Source organism: Kitasatospora sp. NPDC056076 (genome assembly GCF_042266305.1).
Classification (GTDB): Bacteria; Actinomycetota; Actinomycetes; order Streptomycetales; family Streptomycetaceae; genus Kitasatospora.
The window spans coordinates 1-16761 of the sequence record NZ_JBHJWG010000067.1 but is presented as its reverse complement, the minus strand read 5'-3'; the positions used below and the strand labels follow the sequence as shown (position 1 = coordinate 16761).

The 16761-nt window shown below is 74.6% G+C and carries 14 protein-coding genes; 9 read left to right on the top strand and 5 right to left on the bottom strand.

Annotation, left to right across the window (positions count from 1 at the left end):
• The first annotated feature begins 197 nt into the window (after positions 1-197).
• Positions 198-2411, top strand: coding sequence for an MMPL family transporter (locus ACFC1T_RS35335; protein WP_375896003.1), 2214 nt, complete (start codon positions 198-200; stop codon positions 2409-2411).
• 104 nt (positions 2412-2515) lie between these two features.
• On the opposite strand, the gene ACFC1T_RS35330 is transcribed toward ACFC1T_RS35335, so the two are convergent.
• The 3 genes from ACFC1T_RS35330 to ACFC1T_RS35320 form a co-directional block, all read right to left on the bottom strand.
• Positions 2516-3982, bottom strand: a complete 1467-nt coding sequence (locus ACFC1T_RS35330; protein ID WP_375896001.1) for a VWA domain-containing protein — start codon at positions 3980-3982, stop codon at positions 2516-2518.
• The gene (locus ACFC1T_RS35325; RefSeq protein ID WP_375895998.1) at positions 3979-4878 is read right to left on the bottom strand and encodes an AAA family ATPase; all 900 of its coding nucleotides are present in this window, start codon (positions 4876-4878) and stop codon (positions 3979-3981) included. Before ACFC1T_RS35325 ends, ACFC1T_RS35330 begins: the two co-directional genes overlap by 4 nt.
• A gap of 229 nt (positions 4879-5107) precedes the next feature.
• A complete protein-coding gene (locus ACFC1T_RS35320) occupies positions 5108-5779 on the bottom strand; it encodes a Tat pathway signal sequence domain protein (RefSeq protein WP_375895996.1) in 672 nt (223 codons plus the stop codon).
• Between the two features lie 414 nt (positions 5780-6193).
• Here ACFC1T_RS35320 and ACFC1T_RS35315 point away from each other — a divergent pair, with 414 nt between their 5' ends.
• From ACFC1T_RS35315 to ACFC1T_RS35300, 4 genes are all read left to right on the top strand, one after another.
• The gene (locus ACFC1T_RS35315; protein WP_375895993.1) at positions 6194-6955 is read left to right on the top strand and encodes a TetR/AcrR family transcriptional regulator; all 762 of its coding nucleotides are present in this window, start codon (positions 6194-6196) and stop codon (positions 6953-6955) included.
• Positions 6956-7095: 140 nt separating this feature from the next.
• On the top strand, positions 7096-7752 hold the full coding sequence (locus ACFC1T_RS35310; RefSeq protein ID WP_375895990.1) for a DUF6230 family protein: 657 nt from the start codon (positions 7096-7098) through the stop codon (positions 7750-7752).
• A gap of 2 nt (positions 7753-7754) precedes the next feature.
• Positions 7755-8393, top strand: a complete 639-nt coding sequence (locus tag ACFC1T_RS35305) for a DUF6114 domain-containing protein (RefSeq protein WP_375895987.1) — start codon at positions 7755-7757, stop codon at positions 8391-8393.
• A 197-nt stretch (positions 8394-8590) separates the two neighbouring features.
• Positions 8591-9874: a globin domain-containing protein gene (locus ACFC1T_RS35300; protein WP_375895985.1), complete on the top strand. Its 1284-nt coding sequence runs from the start codon at positions 8591-8593 to the stop codon at positions 9872-9874.
• 12 nt (positions 9875-9886) lie between these two features.
• Here ACFC1T_RS35300 and ACFC1T_RS35295 read toward each other — a convergent pair whose 3' ends face one another.
• On the bottom strand, positions 9887-11290 hold the full coding sequence (locus ACFC1T_RS35295) for a selenium-binding protein SBP56-related protein (RefSeq protein ID WP_375895982.1): 1404 nt from the start codon (positions 11288-11290) through the stop codon (positions 9887-9889).
• 347 nt (positions 11291-11637) lie between these two features.
• On the opposite strand from ACFC1T_RS35295, the gene ACFC1T_RS35290 reads away from it, so the two are divergent.
• Positions 11638-12609, top strand: a complete 972-nt coding sequence (locus ACFC1T_RS35290; RefSeq protein ID WP_375895979.1) for an alpha/beta hydrolase — start codon at positions 11638-11640, stop codon at positions 12607-12609.
• Positions 12610-12680: 71 nt separating this feature from the next.
• A complete protein-coding gene (locus ACFC1T_RS35285) occupies positions 12681-13475 on the top strand; it encodes a spermidine synthase (protein WP_375896042.1) in 795 nt (264 codons plus the stop codon).
• An 11-nt stretch (positions 13476-13486) separates the two neighbouring features.
• Here the strand turns inward: ACFC1T_RS35285 and fabV are convergent, their stop codons facing one another.
• Positions 13487-14701: an enoyl-[acyl-carrier-protein] reductase FabV gene (gene fabV, locus ACFC1T_RS35280; RefSeq protein WP_375895976.1), complete on the bottom strand. Its 1215-nt coding sequence runs from the start codon at positions 14699-14701 to the stop codon at positions 13487-13489.
• A gap of 284 nt (positions 14702-14985) precedes the next feature.
• Here fabV and ACFC1T_RS35275 point away from each other — a divergent pair, with 284 nt between their 5' ends.
• Positions 14986-15807: a class I SAM-dependent methyltransferase gene (locus tag ACFC1T_RS35275; protein ID WP_375895974.1), complete on the top strand. Its 822-nt coding sequence runs from the start codon at positions 14986-14988 to the stop codon at positions 15805-15807.
• A gap of 203 nt (positions 15808-16010) precedes the next feature.
• Positions 16011-16703, top strand: coding sequence for a DedA family protein (locus tag ACFC1T_RS35270; protein ID WP_375895971.1), 693 nt, complete (start codon positions 16011-16013; stop codon positions 16701-16703).
• Positions 16704-16761: the final 58 nt, after the last annotated feature.

The following is a 16761-nucleotide window of genomic DNA, read 5'->3' as shown; positions in this document are numbered from 1 at the left end:
GTGGTCCCCCGGGCGGAGGAGCAGGCTCCCGGACCAGGACCACGGTCCCGGTCCCGGCCCCCGGCGGGGGAGCGCGGGCCCCCGGCGGAATCCTCCGCAGCCCGGACGCCCCGGCACCCCCGCGGCTGATGGTCTTGGAACAGGCCGGGAACCCCCGGTCCAGAGGCCGACGTTCGCGTCCACCGACCGGAGGAACAGTGATCCGCGCACTGACCGGATTCTCCACCCGACACGCCTGGAAGGTCATCGCCGTGTGGGCGGTGCTGGGCATGGGGCTGGCCGTGCTCAGCCCGATGCTGATGTCCCGGGTGACCCAGTCGCAGAGCGGGGAGTTCCTGCCGCGCAGCTACGACTCGGCGGCCGCACTGCGGATCGCCGAGCAGGACTTCGGCGTCAAGCCGGACGCCACCACCGTCACCGTGCTGGTCGCCCGCACCGACGGGAAGGCGCTCACCGCCGACGACCAGCACAAGATCGAGGCCGGCGCCGCCAAACTGGGGGAACGCAAGGTCACCATGCCCCGGAAGCCGGACGAGCCGGCCGCGCTGGTCCCCGACCGCTCCCAGACCCCCCGGGTCGCCCCCGCCACGGTCGCACCGGACCGCACCTTCGAACTGCTCAGCGTCGAACTGACCGGCAACGCCGCGGACGAGGGCGTCCAGGGCGTCTACCGCACCTTCCGGGACCAGGCCCGGGCCCAGTTCGACGGGATCGGCATGCGCACCGGCTTCACCGGCGGACTCGCCCAGGTGTCCGACACCACCGAGGCCAACCGGGGCGCCATGGTGCTCGGCAGCGCCCTGCTCACCGCCCTGATCGTGCTGCTCAACGTGCTGGTCTTCCGCAGCGTGCTCGCCGCCCTGCTGCCGCTGCTCGCGGTCGCCATGGTCAGCGGCGCGGCCAACGGCGCCGTGGCCGGCGCGGCCGCCCTCACCGGCCTCAAGCTGGACAGCTCCACCCCCGGCCTGATCGCGGTGGTGCTGCTCGGCATCGGCGTCGACTACCTGCTGTTCCTGCTCTTCCGGTTCCGCGAGCAGCTGCGCGCCCGGCCCGAGCAGAACGCCCGGGAGGCCGCCGCCGAGGTGTCCGGCAAGGTCGGCACCGCGATCACCTCCGCCGCGCTGACCATCGTCGCCGCCTTCGCCACCCTGGCCGTGGCGAGCTTCGGCCAGTTCCGCTCGCTCGGCCCGGCCGTCGCCGTCGCCGTGCTGGTCATGCTGCTGGGCAGCCTCACCCTGATGCCCGCCCTGCTCGCCGCCTGCGGCCGCGGGATCTTCTGGCCCTCCCGCGCCCTGCGCCGGGAGCCGCGCCCGGGCGTCGCCGCCCGCTTCGGTGAACTCGTCGCCCGCCGGCCGCTGGCGCTGCTGCTCGCCTCCGTCGCCCTGCTGGGCACGCTGGCCGCCGGCACCGCTGGACTCAAGATGGACTACAGCCAGGGCGACTCCACCACCACGGCCGCCGCCGCCACCGCCGCCGAGATCGCCCGGGCCATGCCCGCCGGCGTCTCCGACCCGACCACCGTCTACCTCGTCGCCCGGGACGGCGGCACCGTCGACGCGGCCCGCTTCGACGGCCTGGCCCGCGAGCTCAAGGGCGTCGAAGGGGTGGGCCAGGTCGGCCGGCCCGTCCTCGCCGACAACCACCGGGCCGCCCGGATCGACCTCTACCTGAACGCCGACCCGCAGAGCCAGCGCGCCCGGGACCTCGCCTCCGGCCCGGTCCGCGCCGCGGTCGCCGCCCACACCCCGGCCGGGACGGTCGGCCACGTCGGCGGCACCGCGGCGATCTTCGCCGACATCGCCACCGCCGTCGACCGCGACCTCACCGTGGTCTTCCCGGTCGCGGCCGCCCTGATCGCCCTGATCCTGCTGCTGCTCCTGCGCAGCCTGCTCGCCCCGGTCGCGCTGATGCTCTCCGTCGGCCTCGGGTTCGCCGCCACCCTCGGCGCGGCCACCCTGCTGTTCCAGCACGGGCTGGACCAGCCCGGTGTCTCCTTCACGCTCCCGCTGGTGCTGTTCCTGTTCGTGGTCGCCCTCGGCACCGACTACAACATCCTGATCACCGACCGGATCCGCGAGGAGATGCACCGGCCCGGGTCGGCCCGCTCCGCCGTGGCCCGCGCCGTCCGGCACACCGCCCCGGCCGTCGCCACCGCGGGCCTGGTGCTGGCCGGCTCCTTCGCGACGCTGGCCACCACCCCGGGCAGCGAGCAGGTCGCCTTCTCGTTGACGCTGGGCATCCTGCTCTCCGCGCTGGTGCTCTCCCTGGTCACCGTTCCGGCCCTGGCCGCCCTGCTCGGCCGCGCCCTCTGGTGGCCGCTGCGACCGGCCCCGGCCGCCGCGCCCGGCACCGACGCCCGGCCGCCCGTCGCGGCGCCGCGCCCGGCCCCGGACCACCTCGGCGCGCGCTGACCACTGGAGCGCCCACTGACTGCCTGAGTGCCCGCAGACCACCTGAGGCCGCCGACCCGCCGCTGCTCCCCAGCGGCCGGGCCGGCGGCCTCGGGCCGTACGCGTCAGACCGGCAGCAGGCGGGCGATCAGTTCGCCGAGGCGGCGGGCGTTGCGGCAGGAGTGCATCTCCACCACGTCCGCGTACGTCGGGGCGGCGGAGTCGCCGGTCGTCCAGAGCGCGGGGCGTTCGGGGTTGAGCCAGATGACCCGGCGGGCGCGGGCGGCGATCCGGCGCAGCGCCTCCGGGTGGGGGTCGCGGTGGTTGTTGCGGGCGTCGCCGAGGACGAGCACGCAGGTGCGGGGGCCGACGGCGGCCAGGTGGTGGTCGGCGAACTCGCCCAGGGCGGAGCCGTAGTCGCTGTTGCCGTGGTAGCCCGTCACCCGGGCCTCGGCGACGATGCGGGCGGCGAGCCGGGCCGGGTCGCCCTCGCCCCGCCGCAGCAGGTCGGTGACCTCGGCGGTGCGGTTGACGAAGGCGAACACCCGGACCTTGCTGAACTGTTCGCCCATCGCCTGGACCAGCAGCATGGTGAAGTCGGCGAAGCCGGCCACCGAGCCGGAGACGTCGCACAGCAGCACCAGCTCCGGCCGGGCCGGGCGGCGCAGCCGGTACGCGGGGCGCAGCGGCACCCCGCCGGTGCCGAGGGAGCGGCGCAGGGTGCGCCGCAGGTCGATCCGCCCGCGGGCGGCGCGGCGCCGCCGGGCGGCCAGCCGGGTGGCCAGCTTGCGGGCCAACGGGTGGACGGTGCGGCGCAGTTCGGCGAGCTGGTCGCGGCCGGCGGCCAGGAAGTCGATCCGGTCGACGGTGGGGGCGACGGCGCGCTCCGCGATCCGTTCGGCGCCGCGCAGTTCGGCGACCCGGCGGCGGGCCTCGGCGGAGACCAGGGCGCGGAAGTCCCGGATGCGGCGGCGGATCTCGTCGGCGAGCACGCGGTCGGCGAGGTCGCGGTCGGCGTGGCCGTCCGGGCCCTGGTCCCGCAGGCCGGCGAGGATCCGGGCGAGCAGGGTCTCGGGGGCCAGCCGGCCGAGCGCCTGGTGGGCGGACCAGCCGTCCGAACCGGGCGTGCTGCCGGTGCCGTACCGGCCGAAGGCCTCGATCACCTCGCCGGCCAGCCGGGCCTGGGCGGCCCGGTCGTCGGCGGCCAGGGCGGCGGCGAGGCGCTCGCGCAGCCGGTCGCGGAGCGGGTCGGGGCGGCCGAAGCGCGGCGGATCCGCAGCCTGCGGCGCGGGCTCGGCCGAGGGGTCGGTGCCGTGCCGGGCCTCGGGGGTGCGCAGGGCCTCGGGGGTGCCGACGCCGAGCGGGAAGAACAGGTCGAAGGTGGCGTCGAAGACCGTCCGTTGGCCGTCCGAGCGCAGCAGGGCGGCGGCCAGTCCGGCCCGCATCTGCTCCCGGTCGGCGAAGCCGAGCACGTCGAGCACGGCGGCGGCGTCCACCGTCTCGGCCGGGCCGATCCGCAGGCCGTGCCCGCGCAGGGCGCGGACCAGTCCGGTCAGCCGGGCGGCGGTGTCGGTGGCCCCCGGGGTGGTCACGCGAGGGTGAGCTTCTGGGCGGCCTTGCGGACGTCGTCCTGGTGCTTGAGGATCACCCCGAGGGTGTCCCGGACGACCGCGTCGTCCAGGGTGTCCGCGCCGAGGGCCAGCAGGGTGCGGGCCCAGTCGATGGTCTCGGCGACCGAGGGGGCCTTGCGCAGGTCCATCGCGCGCAGCGCGCCGACCACCCGGACCAGCGACTCGGCCAGGGTCGCGTCCAGCCCCGGCACCTTGAGCCGGACGATCCGGCGCTCCAACTCGGCGTCCGGGTAGTCGAGGTGGAGGAACAGGCAGCGGCGGCGCAGCGCCTCGGAGAGCTCGCGGGTGGCGTTGGAGGTGAGCAGGACGAAGGGGCGGCGGGTCGCGGTGATGGTGCCGAGCTCGGGGACGGTCACCTGGAAGTCGCTGAGCACCTCCAGCAGCAGCGCCTCCACCTCGACGTCGGCCTTGTCCATCTCGTCGATCAGCAGGACGGTGGGCTCCTCGCCGCGGATCGCGGTGAGCAGCGGGCGGGTGAGCAGGAACTCCTCGCCGAAGATGTCGCCGCGGGCCTCCTCCCAGCCCTCGTCGCGGCCGGCGGTGATCCGCAGCAGCTGCTTGGCGTGGTTCCACTCGTAGAGCGCGCGGGCCTCGTCGATGCCCTCGTAGCACTGCAGCCGTACCAGCCGGGCCGCGCCCAGTTCGGCGACGGCCTTGGCGAGTTCGGTCTTGCCGACTCCGGCGGGGCCCTCCACCAGCAGGGGCTTGCCGAGCCGGTCGGCCAGGAAGACGGTGGTGGCCACGGCGGTGGAGGCGAGGTAGCCGGTCGCGGCGAGTCGATCGGCGGTGTCCGCCACCGAGGCGAAGAAGCCCGTGCCGGTGGTGCTGCCGTCGCTGCCGCCGCTGCCGCTGGTCATCCGACCCGCCCCGTTCCGGTCCGCCGCGCCCGTCCCGTCGGGGCCCGTGCAGCGCCACCCTACCGGCCGGTCACTTGCTTGTCCCGGGGCGTTGTCGGGGTCCTTCTCGGGGTCGCTGCCCGGGCCGTTGCCGGGGCGCCGTCGGGGTCGTTGTCGGCGCCGGTGGAGCGGCGTACGGAGGGCGGCTGCCCGCCGTACGCCGCTCGGACGGATCCGCTTGCCCGGGGCGTCAGTTCACCCAGAGGACCGGGCTGCCGGCGACGGAGCTGTCGGTGACCGGGCCGTAGGTGGCGCTGAAGTAGCCGGTCGAGAAGCACAGGCCCGGGCCGGACACCAGGTTGGCGGGCTGGTTGGCGAAGCTGATGCTGTTGTCGGTGTTCGAGGTGGAGCCGGTGATGCCGCTGGGGCTCTGGTAGACGCAGGTGACGGTGCCGAGCAGGGTGTTGAGGACCACGGTGATGCCCACCGGGCCGGCGCCGGTGCCGTTGAGCGACACGTTGGTGCCGGAGCCGGAGGTGACGGTGTTGGTGTACGGCAGGCTGGTGGCCGTGACGCTCTTGACGCTCCGGACACCGAAGACGTTGGAGGTGCAGGAGCCGAAGGACTGGCTGTTGAGCTGCTCGGTCGCGCTGCCGGGCGCGGTCGGGTTGGACGTCACGGTCGCGGAGAACGAGGAGTTGGCGCAGCTCACCCCGGTGGTGCTGCCCGCGCCGTTGGTGAAGGTCGCGGCGGTGCCGGGCGCCAGGTTGGCGACCAGGGTGTCGCCGACGGCGATGGCCGCGCCGCCGGCGCTGCCCTGGGTGAGGACGGCGGGGGAGTCGGCCTGGGCCGGTGCGACGGCGGCGCCGGTGAGCGCGAAGGCGGCGAGGGATGCGGCTGCGAGCGTGCGACGGATGCGCATGAGGGTGCCTCTCTCCGTCCGGGGACGGGTGGGGGAATCCCCGCGTGCGGGTGTGGTGGTGTGCACGACGGGGGAGGTGCATGGCGTACCGGGAGCTCTGTCGGACCACGGGTGCGGGCGGGCCCGGCGCCACGGGCCCGCTCCTGGGGTACGACGGTGTTCGTGCAGCGGTGCAGCGGTACGGGTGCAGCGGTGCGACGGTGGTGCGGTGGCTCCGTGGTGGGGCGGCGGTCGGCGGCTGCCACCGCCGCGGGCCCGGCTCCCGCCCTGGTCCGGCGGTCCGGGCGGTTCGCCCGGGGCCGTCGGAGCCCCTGGATCCGACCGGTGGCGGCCTGCGCGCCGACCGATTGGAAACCTGGCAGTGTTGTAAACCCGTCGTTACGTCAATGTCAATACAGGACACAGGAGTTGGTGATGGATCCCAAACACCTCCGGAGTGCCGACCTGATCCTGCTGCCGGGTGCCCGGACCGGCCGGGATCCGGCCAGGTCGATCAAGCCGGGGCCGCGCCGGCAGCCCGCCGGAGTGGTCGCCGCGACCCAGCGCGAACGGCTGCTGGACGGCCTGGTCCGGACGGTGGCCGAACGCGGCTACCAGCACGCGACGGTGAGCGACATCTGCCGCGCGGCGGGCGTGACCAGGCCGGTCTTCTACGAGCTGTTCAGCGGCAAGGAGGACGCCTTCCTGGCCGCGCACCGGTACGGCACCGGGGTGGTGATCCGGCGGATGGCGGCGGCCTTCGCGGCCGAATCCGACTGGTGCTCCGGGATCCGCCAGGCGCTCGACGCGATGCTCCAACTCCTCGCGGGCACACCGTCCTTCGCGACCATGGCGGTGATCGAGATCGAGGCGGTCGGCCCGGCCGGCCGTCGTGAGCGGGAACAACTGCTCATCCGCTTCCGGGCGTTCTTCGCCGACGTGCCGCAACTCCCGGGCGGGGTCGGGGTGCGGCAGATGGTCGACGCCGTGGTGGGCGGTGTCTACAGCGCGGTCTACCGGCTGATCTCCTCCGGCCGCAGCGATCAACTGCCCGAGCTGCTCCCGGTGTTGAGCATGTTCTGCCTCGCTCCCTTCCTCGGTCCAGGCGAAGCGGCCGACCGGCTGGACGGCCCGACCCGGAGGATTGGTGAAGATCCTTCGTGCACCCGTATTGACCCGGCGAATACCGGGCAGTAGCTTCCCAGTTACCCAGCGCGCTCCGAACGGATCCGCCCCGCTGCCGAGGGGTGGACGGCCCGGTCGGGGCGCGGAACGCTGTCCGCGCCAGGACAACGTGCCAGCTGCCTGCACACCCCATCCATCCACAGGGAGCACACATGGCCATGTCCGAGGAAGCCGCCGCCGCGGCGGAAACCCCGCAGACGCCGACCGGGACCAGAAGAGGACGGGTCCGCATGAAGCGCTCCGCCCTGATGGCCGTACCGGCCGTCGCGGTCGGGGGCATCCTGATGACCCTCACCGCCCAGGGCGTGCTCGCCGCGCAGTTCTCCATCTCCGGCATGCCGTTCACCATCACCGCCGACAAGCTCGACGGCGACGGCTTCGCCCAGTTCGGTTCGCTGGACTCGATGATCCCGGACAGCCCCAACGCGGGGAACACCGGCGGGCAGGTCCTGGTCGCGGTCTCGGCGATCAAGGCCGCCCAGATCACCAACCTGTGCCAGGCCGTCGACCTCGGCGGCGTCAGCCTGGTGATCCACGCGGGCGACAAGGGCACCCCGGTGTCCGCCTCCGACCTCACCACCGACTCCGATCTGCTGTCCGGCGACGCGGAGTTCAAGAACATCGAGATCGGCGGCGACGCCAGCACCTACACCAAGGCCGGCCCGGTCGGGAAGGGCGCGCCGGGCGTCTTCGGCCAGCAGGCCGACCACGTCACGCTGACCCACCTCAACCAGCACAACTACGCCAGCACCGCCGTCGGGTTCAAGCTGCCCAACCTCCGGCTGAGCTTCAGCTCCAAGGGCTGCTGAACATGACGGAGTCCGTACCGGAGCCGGCCGCGACCGGCGAGGGCGCCGCTGAGCGGACCGAGGAGGTGGCGGCCGCGGGGACGGCCGCCACCGCCCCCGCGACCGCCGCCCCCGTCGCCGGCCCCGCCACCGCTCCCGCAGGGGCCGTCGCTCCCGCCGGAGCCGCCGCGACCGCTGCTCCCGCGAGCCCCGCGGGCCCGGTCAAACGCGACTGGCGGGGTAACCGGCCGTTCTGGGGCGGGCTGCTGGTGACCCTCGGCGGCGCCGAGATCCTGTTCACCCTGTGGGCCCCGCTACCCGTCCTGCTGCACATCTCACTGGTGGGCCTGGCCGGGTACCTGGTGCCGTCGGTGATGCTGCTGTGCGGCCTGCTGATCCTGTTCAACCCGACCCAGCGGCTGTTCTACTCCATCCTCGCCGCGCTCGCCTCGCTGGGCAGTTGGGTGACCTCCAACCTGGGCGGCTTCGTGATCGGCATGCTGCTCGGGATCGTGGGCGCCTGCCTGACCTTCGGGTGGGTGCCCGACCAGCCGCTGCGCCGTGGGAGGCAGCGGCGGGAGGACCGCCGCGCCGCGCGCCGGGCGGGGGCCGGGACGGGGGCAGGTGCGGCCGGAGCCGGGGCAGGGGCGGCCGGGGCCTGAGGACCGGGACCTGCCGGGAGTCACCGGCGGCGCCCCGCGCACCGGTGGTGGGAGAGCACCGGGGCGCGGGGCGCTCCGCCGTGCCCGGGCCGCGCGCCGCGGGCCGCGCGCCGGCCACGGAGGGCCGATGGTCCCGGGACCGTCCGGGGCCATCGGCCCTTCCCGCCCCGGTGGCCCGGCAGTTGACTGGGCAGGTCATGGACTACAGCAGCCAGGCCGACGCGGCCGCCACCGCCACCGCCGAGTACGACCGTCTGATCGCCCGCCACCACGCGATGCGACTACGGCGCCAACTCCTCAGCCCCGCCGGTCCGTCGGGGCCCCGGCCCGGTGCAGGACCCGGCCGCGACGGCCGCGAGGACCACCGGGACTACGGGAACCAGGACTACGAGGACCACGACGGCGCCGCGGACCAGCACCTGATCCGGCGTGAACTCGGAGCCGTCGCCCCGCTCGCGGACCTGATCGACCGGCTCTACGCGGTCATGTTCCGCCGCCGCCCCTTCCTGCGCCCGCTCTTCCCCGCCTCGATGGAGTTCCAGCAGGCCCACCTGGAACGCATCTTCCACCACCTGATCGACCACCTGCACCAGCCTGCCGACCTCGCTCGCATGCTGCGCCAACTCGGCCGCGACCACCGGAAGCTGGGCGTCCGGCCGGTCCACTACGAGGCCTTCGAGGAGGCCCTGTGCGCGGCCCTCCGGCACCGGGCCGCCGAACGGTGGACGCAGGAGCTCGAAGCCGCCTGGGTGCGGATGCTGCGGTTCGCCGTCGGCGCGATGGTCGCCGGCGCCGACTCGGCGCTCACCGAACCCCCGTACTGGCACGCCGTGGTGACCGGCCACGAGCGCCGCCGCCCCGACCTCGCCGTGGTCCGGGTGCGTACCGGGGAGCCCTACCCCTACCGGGCCGGCCAGTACGGCACGGTCGAACACCCGACGCTGCCGCACACCTGGCGGCAGTACTCGATGGGCTGCGCCCCGCGCGGCGACAACGAGTTGGAGTTCCACGTCCGCCGGACCGGCCCCGGCGGCGTCAGCGCGGCCCTGGTCGAGCACACCGCCCTCGGCGACCGGCTGCGCCTCGGCCCGCCGCGCGGCAGCCTGCTGCCCGACGGCGACGCCCGCGACCTGCTGCTGGTCGCGGGCGGCACCGGACTCGCCCCGATGAAGGCGATCGTCGAACAGCAGGCACTGCACCGCCCGCCGGGCCGCCGGGTGCACCTCTTCGTCGGCGCCCGCGACCGGTCCGACCTCTACGACTGGCAGTCCCTCTCCGAACTCGGCCTGCACAAGCCGTGGTTGTCGCTCACCCCGGTGACGGCCGGCTGCCTCGCCGACGCCGTCGCCGCCGGGGACTGGCGCGAGCACCTCGCCTGCGTCAGCGGCCCGGCCGGGATGATCGCCGCCGTCCGCGCCGAACTCCTCGCGGTGGGACTCCCGTTGGACCGGATCCGGTTCGACCGGTCGGCCTACCGGTAGCCCCGCCGGGGCTCACCGGTAGCAGTACGAGTCCGAGGAGGCGTCCCCGCCCGCCAGGTGGGTCTGGTGGACGCGCAGCCCGCGGAAGTCGGCGCCGTGCGGGAAGAACCGCTCGTCGACGCTCAGGCCGCCGGCCTCCGGGTCGGCGTCCAGCTTGACCATCCACGGTTCGATGCCGTCCGGGTAGAACTGGTCGTCCCAGGCGCCGTACAGGGAGTTGGTGAGGTAGAGCCGCCGTCCGTCCCGGCTGATCTCCACCATCTGCGGCGCCCCGCTCAGCGGCCGCCCCGGCTCGGCCGGGTGCGGGGTGCGGGCGGCGACGCCGCCGAGGCGGACGGAGGAGGCCAGCCGGGGGTGGAACGGGTCCGACACGTCGTACTGGAACAGCTCGCCGGTGCCCCAGGCCGACACGTACAGCCAGCGGTCGTCCACCGACAGGTTGATGTCGGTCACCAGCGGCGGCACCGCCCCGAACGGCCGTAGCGCGGGCGGGAGTTCCTCGGCCCGGGCGGGCTCGGCCGGGATCTCGATCACCTTGCGGGCGGTGAACGCCGGGCCGTCCCGGTACCAGAGCCAGACCGAGGAGGACAGGTCCTCCACGTTCACCACCACCCCGGCGAAGCCCCACTCCGCCTGCGGGTCGTGCGCGGGGCGCAGCTCCAGCACCATCTGGTACTGGTCCCCCAGGTCGACCCGCTGGAGGTGCCGGCCGGTGCCCAGCTCCCAGAAGTGCAGCGCGTGGCCGTACTTGCGGGCGAGCAGCTGCTCGGGCAGCACCCCGTCCTCGACCATCCACGGGGTGCCCCACTCGCTGGTCACCCCCACGTCGGTCCCCAGGTGCCACCAGACGTCGTACGCGAAGTGCTGCGGCCCGCGCTCCGTCTCCCAGGGGCGCAGCACCTCGAAGGTGGTGTGGTCCAGCAGCGCCACCCCGCCGGGCCCGTCGCCGCCGTCACCCGCGCCGAGGCAGGACAGGAACACCCCCTCCGGGCCGCAGTGCAGGGTGTGCGGCCGCGAGTAACCCGCCTTCGCGGCCAGCTCCTTCGCCTCGACCGTCTTCACCAGGCGCGGCCGCACCGGGTCCGGCCGGGTGTCCATCACGTGCAGCCGCGACGACCGCAGCCCCGGGAGGAGCAGGAACCGCCGTTCCGGGTTCTCGTGGCAGGCGTGCGCCAGCGCGCTGGAGCAGGCGTTCCAGCCGAAGTGGTGCAACTCGTCCCCGAGGGTCGGCAGTTCGGCGAAGTTGAGGACCTTCCCGTAACTCGGCGACGCCGGGTCGGTGTCCACGGTGAGCAGGGCATCCGGCTGCCGCCCCGCCCGGTCGAACCCGGCCACGTACGCCAGTTTCTCCGGCGGCGCCGCGATCGCCTCCGCCGCCGACCGGTAGAGCGACGGATCGATGTGCCCGTGCTGCATGCAGACTCCCCAACTCGCCGTGTCCGTCCGGGAAGCGTTCCACACGACCACCGGCGCACAGCAGGCGCACGCGAAGCGACGGGGAAGCGCGGACGGCTACCCTTGCGCGGTGCACAACAGCGTCAGCGGGGGCGACAGCCGGGCAGCGTCGCCCAGGCCGTGGCCGCGCACGTGACGGCGGCCCTCCACCCGCCGACCGTCGCCACCCCGGCCTCCGGCCGTTCGCCCCGGAGCGCTTCGGGACGGCTGCCGCGCGGGCCGCGGCTACCGGCCGGTATGGTCGGGGGCGGAACGGGTGGTGACCTGCCGGAAGGGCGGGCGGAGCAGAGGGACGGGTGCGGCGGCAGATGGAGTTTCGGGAAGACATCCTGGGTGCCCCCTACGAGGCGGCCGAGCTGACGCTGCGGTCCGATGACGAGGGGGCGGTCTGCGCGACGCTGGTGCGGCGGGTGGTGCCGGGGGCGGAGCGGGCGGTGCTGTACGTCCACGGGTACAACGACTACTTCTTCCAGACCAACCTGGCGGAGCACTACGCCGCGCTCGGGTTCTCGTTCTACGCCCTGGACCTGCGCAAGTACGGGCGCTCGCTGCGGCCGCACCAGTCGCCGAACTTCGTCCGCGACCTCGCCGAGTACGACGAGGAGATCGACGAGGCGGTGCGGATCATCCGGGAGGTGGACGGGCACCGGCAGCTGCTGCTGAACGGGCACTCCACCGGCGGGCTGGTGGGGGCCCTGTGGGCGGGGCGCCGGGCCGGGCGGGGGCTGGTGGACGGGCTGTTCCTGAACAGTCCGTTCCTGTCGATGCCCGCCGGGGCGGCCGTGCGGACGGCGGGCGGGCCGGTGGTGACGGCGCTCGCGCGGATGAAGCCGACCCGGATCCTGCCGTCCTCGCTGAACCCGCACTACACCCACAGCCTGCACAAGGACCACAAGGGCGAGTGGGACTTCGACCTCACCCTCAAGCCGGCCGAGGGCTTCCCGCTGTACGCGGGCTGGCTGTCGGCGATCCACCAGGGGCACCGGCAGCTGCGGCACGGGCTGGGGATCGACGTGCCGGTGCTGCTGATGGCCTCGACGAGGTCGGTCTCCACCACCAAGTGGCACAACGCCCTGCACCACGCCGACGGGGTGCTGCGCGCCGACGACATCGCCGCGCAGGGGCCTCGGCTGGGCCGGCACGTCACGGTGGTGCGGATCGAGGGCGGCATGCACGACCTGGTGCTGTCCGGCGAGACGGCCCGGACCGCGGTGTTCGCCGAGCTGGACCGCTGGCTGGCGGCCTACCTGGACGTGCGCCCGGTGGGGGAGCCCGCGTGACGGACGGGCCGGTGGAGGCGGACGAGCCGGTGCCGGTCGGGCGGGCCACCGACCTGGGCTTCGCCAAGCTCATGCCGGACATCGACCGGGACGGCGGCTGGCTGCTCACCCTGGACGGCACCCCGCAGTCGTACGTCGACCTCGCCGACCCGACCCACCTGGAGTTCGAGTACACCCGCCGGCTCGGCCACCTCGCCGACGCCCTGGCGCCCGCCGGCCGGCCGCTGGACGTGCTGCACCTGGGCGGTGGCGCGCTCACCATGCCGCGCTACCTGGCCGCCACCCGCCCCGGTTCGCGGCAGCGCGTGGTGGAGGTGGACGGGCCGCTGCTGGAACTGGTCGCCGCGCACCTGCCCTGGCAGGGCCCCGGCGCGGACGTCACCGCGACGGTCGGCGACGCCCGGGCGGCCCTGGCGGCCACCCCGGCCGGCTCGCAGGACCTGCTGATCGCGGACGTCTTCCACGGCTCCCGCACCCCGGCGCACCTCACCTCGGTGGAGTTCCTGCGGCTGGCCGCGGCGGCGCTGCGCCCGGGCGGCTGCTACGCGGCCAACCTCGCGGACGGCCCGCCGCTGGCCTTCGCCCGGGCCCAGGCGGCCACGGTGCGGGCGGTGTTCCCGTACGTGTGCCTGGTGGCGGAGGCCCCGGTGCTGCGCGGGCGCCGGTACGGCAACATCATGCTGGCCGGCTCGACGGCCCCACTGCCGGTGGCGGAGCTGACCCGGCTGCTGGCGGGCGACATCTTCCCGGCCCGGCTCACCGACGGCGCGGAGCTGGCCGCCCTGGTCGGCCGCACGGCCCCGGTCACCGACGCCGACGCCACCGACTCCCCGCCCCCGCCGGACGGCGCGTTCAGCGTGGGCTGAGGCCGGCCGGATCAGGACACCGGTCCCGGCCAGGGGACGTCGGTGGCCACCGGGGCGGTGTAGTCGACGCCCGGGACGGCGAAGCCGTACAGGCGCTGGACCTCGGCGTGGAACCAGTCGAGGTCGGCGAGGTCGGCCACGGTGTCGGTGGTGGCGGCAGCCCAGCGTTCGGCGACGGCGGCCTGGACCTCCTCGGCGAGCTCCCAGCCGTCCAGCCGGACCCGGCCCTCGTCGTCCAGGAGGAGCGGGGCGGCGCCGGTGAGCTGGTCCCACAGGGTGGCGAGCTGGTGCACCGGCGGGACCATGTCCGGGCCGAGGACGCCGCGCAGCAGCCCGGTGTAGAGGGCGATGCCGGGGACGGCGGTGGAGGACTGGGTGACGGCGGCGCCGTTGACGGAGGTGACGGCCCGCCCGCCGACCGCCTGGCCGAGCCGCTCGTCCAGGGCGCGGGCGGTGGCCTCCAGGTGGGCCTTGGCCGCGCCGATGGTGCCCTGCCGGTAGATCGCCGCCGTCAGCGGGGAGCCGATGTAGGAGAGCGCCGCGGTGGTGAAGCCCTCGCCGAGGAGCCCCCGGGCGGAGAGGCGGTCGATCCAGCGCTCCCAGTCGGCCCCGCCCATCACGGCGACGGTCTGCTCGATGTCGTCGCCCTCGGCCGGTTCGGTCCCGACCTCGCGGACCTCGGGGTGGCCCCGGTCGTCGAAGACGAGGGTTCTGGTGCGGTCGGCCCGGCCGATCGGCTTGAGGACGGAGGCGTAGGTGGTGCCGGTGTCGGGGTCGGTGCGCCGGGGCGCGGCCACCGAGTAGACCAGGTGGTCCAGCCGGCCGCCGAAGCGCTCCTCGATCAGGTCGGCGACCTGGTCCTTCATCGCGTCGGAGAAGGCGTCGCCGTTGAGGAGGACCACGTCCCGACCGGCGGCGCTGGCGAGTTCGGCGGTGGCGGCGGTGCGGTACCAGCCGGCCGTGGCGGTGCGCCGCTCGGTGGGGCCCTTCTCGAAGGAGACCAGGATGCCGCGGATGCCGGCCCGCTTGAGCCCGGCGACGGTGGCCGCCAGGCCGTACCCGGCCGAGGAGCCGATGATCAGGGCCACCGGCCCTTCGCCGTCCGGCAGTCGGGCCGGGTCGGGGCAGTCCTGCCACATGTCGGCGACCAGTCGCGCGCAGCCCGCCGGGTGGGAGTCGAGGAAGAGGAACCCCCGGTTGCGGGGGATGAGAACGCGCTCGCTCACGGTGGCAGTCCTTGGGTGGGCCGGGTGGTGGAGGCGGCTGCCGGAGAGGGCGCCGCGTTGCCAGTCTGGGACAGCACGGAGGCGGCCAGCGGCCACCGCCGGGCACAACGATCACGAGTGGATCTTGGAGTGTTCCGCCACTGACGCCCGCCCCGCCCCGCCCCGCCCCGCGTCGCGTCGCAGCGCGTCGCGGCGCGGCGCGTCGCCGGGAGGGGCGGTCCGGGGCGGGTGTCAGAATCGGCGGGTTCATGCCGGAGCACGGTGCACGTCCGAAGGAGTGAGCGGTGAGCGGTGGCGGGGAACGTCCGGAGCTGGGGAAGGTGCCCGAGACGGCGCTGTGGACGCTGTGGCACCGGGCGGTAGAGGCCCGGCGGCCCGACGCGGTGCTGCACGACCCGGTGGCGGTGGGGCTGGTGGGGCGGATCGACTTCCCGTTCGCCGCCCGGTTCGGGGAGTCGCGGCTGGTGAGCCAGGTGCAGGCGCTGCGGGCGGCCTGCTTCGACCGGGAGGTCGCGGACTTCCTGGACCGGTACCCGCGGGGCACCGTGGTCGGCCTCGGCGACGGGCTGGAGACCCAGGCCTGGCGGGTCGACAACGGCCGGGCGAGCTGGCTGTCCGTCGACCTGCCCGAGACCGCCCGGCTGCGCGAGCAGCTGCTGCCGCCGGACGACCGCCACCGGATCCTCGCCTGCTCGGCCACCGACCCGCGCTGGATGGACGAGGTCGACCCGGACCCGGCGCGCGGCGTGCTGATCACCACCGAGGGCCTGCTGATGTACCTGCGGCCGACCGAGGTCCGGGCGCTGATCGCCGCCTGCGCCGAGCGCTTCCCGGGCGGCGCGCTGGTGCTGGACGCGGTACCGCGCTGGGCCGGCCGCCGGGCCGTGGCCGGGAAGCTGCGGGACCGGCACTACCAGGCCCCGCCGATGCCCTTCGGCATGGACGCCGACGAGCTCGGCAAGCTGGCGCAGGCCCACCCGGCGGTCACCGGCGTGCGGGAGGTGTACCCGGAGGGCGGGCGCGGACTGCTGCGCGCCGTGCTGCCGCTCGCGCGCGTGATCAAGCAGCGTCCGTCGGTCGTCGCACTGCGTTTTACCGAATCTTGAAGAAATGCCGGTCGGCCTGGAACTATGGGAGTCGGGACGTACGTCGTAACAACGGGTGATCGGCCAGGGGGACGGGCCGCCCGGCACGTTAGGCTGCGCCCCGGGGGGAGCGGCCAGGGTGCCGCCATCGGACAACCGCCGGGACGGGCGTGCGGCTCCACGGGGAGCCGACCCCGGCCCGACCTGCCACGGAGGTACTGGCCTTGCACATCGACGCCTGGATCGAGAGCGTCCCACCGACCGCGGTGTACGCCCTGATCGGCCTGATCATCGGGATCGAGTCGCTGGGCATCCCGCTGCCCGGCGAGATCGCGCTGGTCACGGCGTCCCTGATGGCGGTCAAGGGTGTGGTGAGCCCGTGGGGGATCGCGATCTGCGCGATCGCGGGCGCGATCATCGGTGACTCGATCGGCTACTCGATCGGCCGCAAGGGCGGCAAGCCGCTGTTCGAGAAGCTCGGACGGAAGTTCCCCAAGCACTTCGGGCCCTCCCACCTGGCCACCGCCGAGCGCTCCTTCCAGAAGTGGGGCATGTGGGCGGTCTTCTTCGGCCGCTTCATCGCCCTGCTGCGCATCTTCGCCGGTCCGCTCGCGGGCGCGCTCCGGATGCCGTACTGGAAGTTCCTGATCGCCAACGTGCTGGGCGGCATCGTCTGGGCCGGTGGCACGACCCTGCTGGTCTACAAGGTCGGCAAGGCCATCGAGCCCTGGCTCTCCCGGTTCTCCTGGGCGGGCCTCGCGGCCGCCGTGGTGATCGGGGCGGCCTCGGCCTGGGTGATGAAGCGCCGTGCGGCCAAGACCCACGCCAAGATCGAGGCGGAGGAGGCGGCCAAGGCCGCTGCGGCCGCCGGGGCCGGCACCGCCGCCTCGTCGGCCACGGCGCCCGTCGCCGAGTGACACCGCACCGACAGCACTGACACCGCACGGCCGCCCATCGGGAGCGGCCGTGCAGGAG